Source organism: Pseudomonas sp. 18175 (assembly GCF_050432925.1).
Taxonomy (GTDB): Bacteria; Pseudomonadota; Gammaproteobacteria; order Pseudomonadales; family Pseudomonadaceae; genus Aquipseudomonas.
On record NZ_JBKFTO010000001.1, the window covers coordinates 673,335 to 682,585 of the forward strand.

A 9,251-nucleotide genomic window follows, 5' to 3' on the forward strand; every position below is an offset into this window, starting at 1 on the left:
TTGAGGTCGAGTGACGGGAGATATTTTTAATACAATTAGTTAGTGGTGTTTTGCCAGCAATCTTGCGGCGTCAGCGCAGGCAATAGGCCTTGTTGATCATCCCGGCGATCTTGCGAGTCAGCCAGCGGGGGCTTAAGCGAGGGCTGAAGGTCATCCAGCGGTTGCGGCGGCCGGGAATGATGATGGCTTTGTTCTTTTCCAGCGCGCGTACGGTGTAGAGCGCGACTTCTTCCGGGGTCATCAGTTTGTCACTGCGTTCGAGTTTGGCGGTGTCCATTTGCGCGGTACCGAAGAACGCAGTGCGAGTCGGGCCGGGGCAAAGTACCGAGACCTTGATGCCGCAGCTTTTCAATTCTTCACGCAAACCTTCGGAGAAGTGCAACACATACGCCTTGCTGGCGTAGTAACTACTCATCCACGGGCCGGGCTGGAAGGCGGCAACCGAGGCGACGTTAAGAATCTGCCCACCGCCATACAGCGCCATGGCATTGCCTAGGGCGTGGCACATGCGGGTCAGGGCCAGGATGTTCACTTCGATAAGGTCTTGTTCGGTCATCCAGTCCTGGGCCAGGAATGGCCCGCTGGTGCCGATGCCAGCACAGTTGACCAGCAGGTCGATCTGGCGCTCGCCTTCTTCAAGTTCCAGCAGGAACCCGGACAAGCGCAGCGGCTCGCCGAGGTCGCAGGCACGAAAAAGCACTTCGACGCCGAACCGTTGAGTCAATTCGATTGCAATGCTTTCCAACTGATCACGCTGGCGGGCCACCAGAATCAAACTGCGGCCGCGCCGGGCCAATGCTTCGGCCATAGCCAGGCCGATGCCGCTGGAGGCGCCGGTGATCAGAGCGTAACGGGTCATGCCTTTCTCCATCGCAACGCCGCCGGCCTGTGACAGTGGCATCACAGGCGGCGGGCGTTTCTTTACTGTTCCGGAGAGTCTACAGGTTCGTCTGCCTCGTCAGCACTTTGCGCGTCATCTTCATCGACCGTCACGCTTTGGTCGGTGGCGTCATCTGAGGTGATGGAGCTGTTTTCGTAGCTGCTGTCGACGTTGGCTTCGAGTTGGTTGAGGTAGCCGTTCATGCCCAAGCTGACCACGATGATGAGCATCAGCGGAATGAATGCCAGCCACAGGGACGCCAGTACCTTCACCGCCGTGGAGTTGCGCGGTGGTGGTGCGCCGTATTGGTTGGCGCCTGGGTTACCTGGCAGCACCAGCAGTAGCAATGGGAACACACTGTTCACCAGCGGGACCAGGTTCAGCAGGTAGAACCAGCCGGACCAGCCCAGGTCGTGCAGGCGCTGTACGCCAATTTGTACGCTGACCACGACGATGGCAATACACAGTGCAAAGCCCAGCAGTGAGCCGAGAATCATGCCCGCCGTCGGCGACGCGGTTGCGACAGCGAAGCCTGCGGTCGCGATGATGCCGCCCGCGACGAGCATCGCTACGGTCAGTACCAGCGTCCACGCCAGGTAGCGCAGGCGGCCAATACGCCCATTGATGGTGAACACCTTGAGCGACGCGTACTCCGGCAGGTCATCCCCCACAACGGCACGCGGCGGTGCGTAAGGGGAGGTTGTGGGTTGGGCGCTGCCGGAATCGGTCTCGTGGGTTTCGGCAAGGCTGAAGGCAACGGGTTGTTCGGCTTCAATGCGGGCGTCTACACCGGCGTTTTTCAACGCAGACAAGTAGGTTTCGGCATCCGGGCGGGACAGGTCGCGCTTGAGTGCGACGGTGCGGCCGGTAAAGAGCTTCTCGATCGCTTCGACGTCACTCTTGAACAACTCGGCGAGGTTCAACTTGGCAGTGGTGCTTTCGACCCCCGGGAGCAAGGCTCCATCAAACACAATCTTGAAACGGCTGTCGCTCATGCGGGCATCCTTGTCACTTAATCAGGGAGGTGGTGCAGGCCTGCACGATCGGCAGGCCTTGCGGTTGGGTCAGCGTGGCCAGCGCAGTTGCTCCGCTTGCTCGCGTGCCTTGCGGTATTCGGCATCCAGGCGGGCAACGAGTTCATCGACGCTGAGTAAATCATTGATCTCACCGACGCCCTGGCCGGCGGACCATACGGTCTTCCAGGCCTTGGCTTCGTCGCTCAATGGTTTGAGCTTGGAGCCGAAGTTGACTTCACCTTTGCCTTGCAGGGCCGCGAGGTCAAAACCGGCGTTTTCCAGGCTCTGGCGCATAAAGCTGGCCGGCACACCAGAGACAGCGGGAGTGTGCACGATGTCGGCGGCGCGCGATGTGAGCAGCATCTCTTTATACGCATCCGGGGCATGGCTTTCGGTGGTGCCGATGAAACGCGTGCCGAAATACGCCAGGTCGGCCCCCAACAGTTGGGCCGCGAGGATCTCGTGCCCGTGGTTGAGGCAACCGGCCAGCAGCAGGGTTTTGTCGAAAAATTGGCGAATCTCGGCGATCAGTGCGAAGGGGCTCCAGGTTCCGGCGTGGCCCCCGGCCCCTGCTGCCACGGCGATCAAGCCATCCACACCTGCTTCGGCAGCTTTCTCGGCATGGCGCCGGGTGGTGACATCATGGAAGACCAGGCCACCGTAGCTGTGTACGGCATCGACCAATTCCTTCACCGCGCCCAGGCTGGTGATGACGATGGGCACCTTGTGCTCGACGCAAATCGCCAAGTCCGCTTCCAGCCTTGGGTTGCTGTTATGCACGATCAGGTTGACGGCATACGGCGCGGGGTTGTCCAACTGCGCCAGGCCCGCTTCGATTTCTTCCAGCCAGGCCTTGAAGCCACTGCTCTCGCGCTGGTTGAGCGCCGGGAAACTTCCGACTACACCGTTGCGACAGCACGCCAGGACCAGTTGCGGGTTGGAAATCAGGAACATCGGTGCCGCCACTACTGGCAGACGCAGACGTTGTTCAAGCAAAGCGGGCAGCGACATTGGAGGTACCCCGTGTGATTGAAGTTAGAACGGTTTGACCACAACCAAAATTACGATAGCCAGCAATAACAGAACCGGGACTTCATTGAACCAGCGATAAAAGACATGGCTGCGGGTGTTTTCGCCACGGGCGAAGCGTTTTACCTGCGCGCCGCACATGTGGTGGTAACCAATCAGCAGCACGACCAGCGTGAGCTTGGCGTGGATCCAGGCCCCTGACTGAAAGATGCTCGGGTTGAGGTAGATCAGCCAGATCCCGAACGCCAGCGCGGCAATCATCGCCGGCCCCATGATGCCGCGGTACAACTTGCGCTCCATGAGACTGAAGCGTTCTTTGCTGACGGTATCCTCACTTTGGGCGTGGTAGACGAACAGCCTCGGCAGGTAGAACAGCCCGGCAAACCAGCAGACGATGCTGATGATGTGGAAGGCTTTGACCCATAGATAAAGCATTTTTAGTTATTCCCAGGTTCACGGTAGCCGAGATAGTAGTGGCTCATGCGCCCGTACGTCACGTTGACGGTTGTCGCAGGACGATACGGCCCCTATTATCGACGGCTTTCCAGTGGGTTCGTTGAGGGCAGGTTTATGGTCAAGGTCGGTATCGTCGGCGGCACGGGTTACACCGGTGTCGAATTGCTGCGTCTGTTGGCTCAGCATCCGCAAGCAGAGGTGGTGGTCATCACTTCCCGATCCGAGGCCGGGTTGGCCGTGGCCGATATGTACCCGAACCTGCGAGGCCACTACGACGGCCTGGCGTTCAGCGTTCCGGACATCAAGACCCTGGGCGCCTGCGACGTGGTGTTCTTTGCCACGCCGCACGGGGTTGCCCATGCGCTGGCCGGTGAGTTGCTGGCCGCTGGCACCAAGGTCATCGACCTGTCGGCAGACTTCCGCCTGCAAGACGCCGATGAGTGGGCCAAGTGGTACGGCCAGCCTCACGGTGCGCCAGAGTTGTTGGAGGAGGCGGTCTACGGCCTACCCGAAGTCAATCGTGAGCAGATCAAGCAAGCGCGCCTGATTGCCGTGCCGGGTTGCTATCCAACCGCGACCCAGTTGGGTTTCCTGCCACTGCTTGAAGCTGGGCTGGCGGACGCTTCGCGGTTGATTGCGGACTGCAAGTCAGGTGTCAGCGGTGCCGGTCGCGGTGCAGCGGTAGGCTCGCTCTACTCCGAGACGTCGGAAAGCATGAAGGCTTATGCAGTAAAAGGTCACCGTCACCTGCCGGAAATCCGCCAGGGCCTGCGTCGCGCTGCGGGCAAGGATGTGGGCCTGACCTTCGTTCCGCATCTGACCCCGATGATCCGTGGCATTCACTCCACCTTGTACGCCACCGTGGTTGATCGCTCGGTCGATCTGCAGGCGTTGTTTGAAAAACGTTATGCCAACGAACCGTTCGTCGATGTGATGCCTGCTGGCAGCCACCCGGAAACCCGGAGCGTGCGCGGTGCCAACGTGTGCCGTATTGCCGTGCACCGTCCGCAGGATGGTGACCTGGTTGTGGTGTTGTCGGTGATCGACAACCTGGTCAAGGGCGCGTCGGGCCAGGCGGTGCAGAATATGAACATCCTGTTTGGCCTGGATGAGAAGCTGGGCCTGTCCCACGCGGGTATGCTGCCTTAACGCGGTTGTGTCGTTCAGCAGAAGGCCCGTTGATCGGGCCTTTTGCGTTTTTAATGGCCGCTGTGCAGATTGATATACCGTAACAATAGTTGACCGCTTTTCTAGGAGAAGCGGATAATGCCCGCCATTACGCATATGGCGGCGATACGCCGGGAGATTATCAGCATGAGCGTTGAGTCCTTCACCCCCACGGCTTTGCAATTCACCCACGGTGCTGCGCACAAGGTGAAGAGCCTGGTCGATGAAGAGGGTAATGATCGCTTGAAGCTGCGCGTATTTGTTACGGGCGGCGGTTGTTCAGGGTTTCAGTACGGTTTTACCTTCGATGAAGATGTGGCCGATGACGACACCATTGTCGAGCGCGAGGGCGTGAGCCTGGTCGTGGACCCGATGAGCTTCCAGTACCTGGCTGGCGCCGAGGTGGATTACCAGGAAGGTCTGGAAGGTTCGCGTTTTGTGATCAAGAACCCGAATGCCACCACCACCTGTGGTTGCGGGTCTTCGTTCTCGATCTGATCGATTCTGCATACAAAAACGCCGCTTGGCTTTGATAGGCCAAGCGGCGTTTTGCTGTCTGGGGTTTAAGCCGGGTAGATCGCGCCCAATACCCGAAGCCCGCGTGCGCCGGTGACGCTGGGGCGGTTGGCGGCGATGCCTTCCAGGCAGCAATGAGCCAGCCAGGCGAAGGCCATGGCTTCAACCCAGTCGGGGTCCACGCCGTGGAGGGCGGTGCTGCCGACCTGGGTGGCGGGTAGTAGCGCGGCCAGGCGGCTCATCAATGTGGCGTTGTGAGCGCCGCCGCCGCAAACCAGCAGGGTCTCGGTCTGGGGTTGAGCGCTTTGCAGGGACTCAACGATGGTCAGGGCGGTCAGTTCCAGCAGAGTGGCCTGGATGTGCTGTGGTTCGAATGCAGGCAGGCGGCCAAGGTGCTGTTGCAGCCACTCCAGGTTGAACACTTCACGTCCGGTGCTTTTAGGGCCCTTGGTCAAAAAGAATGGGTCACTGAGCAAGGCGTTGAGTAGCTGGGACTCAACCGTGCCGCTGGCAGCCCATTGGCCATCCCGATCAAAGTGTTCGCCGCGTTGCAGGTGTATCCAGGCATCGAGCAGGACATTACCTGGCCCGCAGTCGAATCCAGCCACTGGTTTACCTGTTTCGATCAGGCTTAGATTGCTGAAACCCCCTACGTTCAAGACCGCCCGGTTGCCGGTACTTTCACCGAACAGCGCTTCGTGAAAGGCAGGAACCAGCGGGGCACCTTGGCCGCCGGCGGCGACGTCGCGGCTGCGGAAGTCGCTGACCACGGTGATGCCTGTGAGCTCAGTCAGTAAGGCCGGGTTGCCAATCTGCACGGTAAAGCCCCGGGCAGGTTCGTGGCGAATGGTCTGGCCATGGCTGCCAATTGCGCGGATATCCTGAGGCTTGAGGTGCTGTTGATCCAATAAGGCATGAATGCCCTGTGCGGCAAGCGTCACCCAGTGTTGCTGTGCGACGGCCGAACGGGCGATTTCATCCGGGCCGCTGGTGCACAAACCAAGCAGTTCGATGCGCAGGGTATCGGGCATGGGGATGTAGTGGGTGGCGATCAATTTGATCGCTGGGCCTTGTTCGATCAGGGCGATGTCCAGGCCATCGAGGCTGGTCCCGGACATCACACCAATATAGAGCGACATACCTTAACGCTTCGCCGAGGCCAGCAGGGTAGAGCGCTCCTGATCCATGCGGGCCATCAACGGCTGGCTCTGTTGCATGAAGCGCGCGCGCTCGGCCTTGGCGATAGGGTCGGCCATCGGCAGCTTCTGGCCCAATGGGTCGACGTGTACGCCATTGACCTGGAACTCGTAGTGCAGATGCGGGCCTGTCGAGAGGCCGGTAGTGCCGATATAACCGATCACTTGGCCTTGCTTCACGGTGCCGCCAGTCTGCACGCCTTTGGCGAAACCTTGCATGTGGCCATACAGGGTGCGGTAGGTGTTGCCGTGCTGGATGATCACGGTATTGCCATAGCCACCGCGACGACCGGCCAACAGCACTTTGCCGTCACCGGCGGCCTTGATTGGCGTGCCGCGCGGGGCTGCATAGTCGACACCTTTGTGGGCGCGGATTTTGTTCAGAATTGGGTGCTTGCGACCCATGGAGAAACGCGAGCTAATGCGAGCGAAGTCCACGGGCGTGCGGATGAAGGCTTTGCGCATGCTATTGCCATCGGCGGTGTAGTAGCTGCTGTTGCCTTGTTTGTTGGTGTAGCGCACGGCGGTGTAGGTCTTGCCGCGGTTGGTGAAGCGTGCGGAGAGAATGCTGCCGGTGCCGACCACTTTGCCATTGGCGACTTTCTGCTCGTAGATCACATCGAATTCGTCGCCTTGGCGGATGTCTTGGGCGAAGTCGATGTCGTAGCCGAACACGCTGGCCATGTCCATGGTCATGCTGTGGGACAAGCCTGCGCGGGCGGCGGACTGCGACAGGGAGCTGTTGATCACACCGTGTGCATAGGCAGAACGCATCACCGGCTTGGTGGTGATGCGATTGAAGGCAAAGCCTTTGGCGCCTTTGGTCAGGGTGATGCTTTCGAGGTCGCTGACATTGCTGTGCAGGTTGTTGAGTTGGCCGTCAGGAGTGAATTCGAACTCAAGCTTCTGGCCGTGTTTAAGCTGGGTGAACTGCTTGGCTTGTTTGTCGCTGGCCAGTACTTCGTTAACAGTGGTGGCGGGCAGGCCTACCTTTTCAAACAGGGTCGACAGCGTATCGCCTTTGGACACGATGACTTCGCGGTGTTGAGAATTCTTGGCCACGTTGGCAGCGGGGGCAGGTTGGCCCTGGGTCGCGTGCTTGGTGTCTTCAGGGCTGTTGTCTATCTGGGCGAACGGTGATTCGACTGGCGCATTTGTGGCTTGTTGCGCGTCGGAAGCGTCTTGATCTTGTGTCAGTTGTTCAACTGGACTTTCCAGGTCAAGGCTCAGGGATGTTCGTTTGGCTTCTACGTCACTGGAAGGGAATACCAGGAGTGCCAGGCTGAGAAGAGCGGCGATACCACTTGCGGCAAGCAGGTGGGTCTTCGGGTAAAGCGGCGGCGCTTTAGACGGTTCTGTGGTCATAAGTAATTTTGACTTTGAAGATGAAATGGAAAAGATGAATGACATGATGAAGATGAAATAACTGTATAAAATATAACCAAATCATCTGTGGCGCAAGCTCGCGAACGCTGGGCTTGCTGAACGGTGTCCGTGCGCAGGGCAAAACTTGTAATTAGTCCCTGATCTTGTATGGTTGGTTCCCTTTTGAATCTGAGCCTTGCGGGTCTGTTATGAAGTCGGTTGAAGAACAGCTAGCGCTGATAAAACGTGGTGCGGAAGAACTGTTGGTCGAAGCTGAGCTGATCGAAAAGCTCAAGCGCGGTCAGCCCCTGCGTATTAAAGCCGGCTTTGACCCAACGGCGCCGGATCTGCACCTGGGTCATACCGTGCTTATTAATAAGCTGCGCCAGTTCCAGGAGCTGGGGCATCAGGTCATCTTCCTTATAGGTGACTTCACCGGGATGATTGGTGATCCGAGCGGCAAGAGCGCGACGCGTCCGCCGTTGACTCGCGAGCAGGTACTCGATAATGCCGAGACCTATAAGACCCAGGTGTTCAAGATTCTTGATCCGGCCAAGACTGAAGTGGCGTTCAACTCCACTTGGATGGATCAGATGGGGCCTGCGGACTTCATTCGCCTGACCTCCCAGTACACCGTGGCGCGCATGCTTGAGCGTGACGACTTCGATAAGCGCTACTCCACCAACCAGCCTATCGCTATTCATGAGTTCCTCTATCCGCTGGTTCAAGGGTACGACTCGGTGGCCTTGCGTGCGGACGTTGAGTTGGGCGGTACTGACCAGAAGTTCAACCTGCTGATGGGGCGTGAATTGCAGCGTGCGTACGGGCAGGAAGCTCAGTGCATTCTGACTATGCCGCTGCTGGAGGGGTTGGATGGGGTCAAGAAGATGTCCAAGTCCTTGGGTAACTATGTAGGTATCCAAGAAGCGCCGGGTGTGATGTACGGCAAGTTGGTTTCGATTCCTGACGCCTTGATGTGGCGTTACTTCGAGCTGTTGAGCTTCCGTTCGATGGACGAGATCAATGCATTGCGTGCTGATGTCGAGGCGGGTGCTAATCCGCGCGACGTTAAGATCAAGCTGGCAGAAGAGATTGTCGCGCGCTTCCATGGCGAAGAGGCTGCGGCCAGTGCTCACCGTGCTGCGGGCAATCGTATGAAGGAGGGCGAGTTGCCGGACGATCTGCCGGAGATTGAGTTGGCTGCTGCTGAGGCTATGCCGATCGCTGCCGTGCTTAATAAGGCAGGCTTGGTAAAGAACTCGGCGGTTGCTCGCGACCTGCTGGGTTCGGGTGGCGTGCGTATTGATGGTGAGGTTGTGGATCGCACCTTTATATACGAGCTAGGCGCGACCCACGTTTGCCAGGCGGGGAAGAAGGCATTTGCGCGTATTACGCTCAAATCCGAATAAGTCTGAAATTAGGTGTTGACGGCGAATTATATCTGTCTATAATTCGCCCCACTTCCGGCGCAGTCGAAACGGAAAACTCCTTGGTAAACAATGAGTTGCGTAGGTTTCGGCAGCAGGTTGCTTCAGTTCATCGAAGCAGTCGGGAAGTTGAAAAAGAGGTGTTGACAGCAGCGTGTAACGCTGTAGAATTCGCCTCCCGCTGACGAGAGATCGGAAG

At 58.5% G+C, this 9,251-nt stretch carries 9 protein-coding genes; 3 read left to right on the forward strand and 6 right to left on the reverse strand.

Annotated features, from left to right (window positions below; all coding sequences use genetic code 11):
• Positions 1 to 70: 70 nt before the first annotated feature.
• The 4 genes from ACLD1Y_RS03100 to hemJ form a co-directional block, all read right to left on the reverse strand.
• Entirely contained in the window at positions 71 to 859 is a 789-nt protein-coding gene (locus ACLD1Y_RS03100; protein ID WP_429475327.1) for an SDR family NAD(P)-dependent oxidoreductase, read from the reverse strand.
• A 62-nt stretch (positions 860 to 921) separates the two neighbouring features.
• Positions 922 to 1,875, reverse strand: a complete 954-nt coding sequence (locus ACLD1Y_RS03105; protein ID WP_429475329.1) for a DUF805 domain-containing protein — start codon at positions 1,873 to 1,875, stop codon at positions 922 to 924.
• Between the two features lie 69 nt (positions 1,876 to 1,944).
• Positions 1,945 to 2,907, reverse strand: coding sequence for an NAD(P)H-dependent flavin oxidoreductase (locus tag ACLD1Y_RS03110; protein ID WP_429475331.1), 963 nt, complete (start codon positions 2,905 to 2,907; stop codon positions 1,945 to 1,947).
• A 24-nt stretch (positions 2,908 to 2,931) separates the two neighbouring features.
• Positions 2,932 to 3,360 (reverse strand): protoporphyrinogen oxidase HemJ, encoded by a 429-nt coding sequence (gene hemJ / locus ACLD1Y_RS03115; RefSeq protein ID WP_429475333.1) that lies wholly within the window; start codon positions 3,358 to 3,360, stop codon positions 2,932 to 2,934.
• Positions 3,361 to 3,495: 135 nt separating this feature from the next.
• On the opposite strand from hemJ, the gene argC reads away from it, so the two are divergent.
• Together argC and erpA are read left to right on the forward strand one after the other, a co-directional pair.
• Entirely contained in the window at positions 3,496 to 4,530 is a 1,035-nt protein-coding gene (gene argC, locus ACLD1Y_RS03120; protein ID WP_010206935.1) for an N-acetyl-gamma-glutamyl-phosphate reductase, read from the forward strand.
• A 165-nt stretch (positions 4,531 to 4,695) separates the two neighbouring features.
• Positions 4,696 to 5,046 (forward strand): iron-sulfur cluster insertion protein ErpA, encoded by a 351-nt coding sequence (gene erpA, locus ACLD1Y_RS03125; protein ID WP_003176443.1) that lies wholly within the window; start codon positions 4,696 to 4,698, stop codon positions 5,044 to 5,046.
• 65 nt (positions 5,047 to 5,111) lie between these two features.
• Here erpA and ACLD1Y_RS03130 read toward each other — a convergent pair whose 3' ends face one another.
• Positions 5,112 to 6,203, reverse strand: a complete 1,092-nt coding sequence (locus ACLD1Y_RS03130; RefSeq protein ID WP_429475335.1) for an anhydro-N-acetylmuramic acid kinase — start codon at positions 6,201 to 6,203, stop codon at positions 5,112 to 5,114.
• A gap of 3 nt (positions 6,204 to 6,206) precedes the next feature.
• The gene (locus ACLD1Y_RS03135; protein ID WP_429475337.1) at positions 6,207 to 7,625 is read right to left on the reverse strand and encodes a peptidoglycan DD-metalloendopeptidase family protein; all 1,419 of its coding nucleotides are present in this window, start codon (positions 7,623 to 7,625) and stop codon (positions 6,207 to 6,209) included.
• Between the two features lie 209 nt (positions 7,626 to 7,834).
• Here ACLD1Y_RS03135 and tyrS point away from each other — a divergent pair, with 209 nt between their 5' ends.
• Entirely contained in the window at positions 7,835 to 9,034 is a 1,200-nt protein-coding gene (gene tyrS / locus ACLD1Y_RS03140) for a tyrosine--tRNA ligase (protein WP_429475339.1), read from the forward strand.
• The last annotated feature ends 217 nt before the right edge of the window (positions 9,035 to 9,251 follow it).

Bases quoted from the DNA above. Each gene is read 5' to 3' on its own strand.
- ACLD1Y_RS03105 (WP_429475329.1), bottom strand. From the start codon at position 1,875: ATGAGCGACAGCCGTTTCAAGATTGTGTTTGATGGAGCCTTGCTCCCG.
- ACLD1Y_RS03110 (WP_429475331.1), bottom strand. From the start codon at position 2,907: ATGTCGCTGCCCGCTTTGCTTGAACAACGTCTGCGTCTGCCAGTAGTG.
- ACLD1Y_RS03100 (WP_429475327.1), bottom strand. From the start codon at position 859: ATGACCCGTTACGCTCTGATCACCGGCGCCTCCAGCGGCATCGGCCTG.
- argC (WP_010206935.1), top strand. From the start codon at position 3,496: ATGGTCAAGGTCGGTATCGTCGGCGGCACGGGTTACACCGGTGTCGAA.
- ACLD1Y_RS03130 (WP_429475335.1), bottom strand. From the start codon at position 6,203: ATGTCGCTCTATATTGGTGTGATGTCCGGGACCAGCCTCGATGGCCTG.
- tyrS (WP_429475339.1), top strand. From the start codon at position 7,835: ATGAAGTCGGTTGAAGAACAGCTAGCGCTGATAAAACGTGGTGCGGAA.
- hemJ (WP_429475333.1), bottom strand. From the start codon at position 3,360: ATGCTTTATCTATGGGTCAAAGCCTTCCACATCATCAGCATCGTCTGC.
- ACLD1Y_RS03135 (WP_429475337.1), bottom strand. From the start codon at position 7,625: ATGACCACAGAACCGTCTAAAGCGCCGCCGCTTTACCCGAAGACCCAC.
- erpA (WP_003176443.1), top strand. From the start codon at position 4,696: ATGAGCGTTGAGTCCTTCACCCCCACGGCTTTGCAATTCACCCACGGT.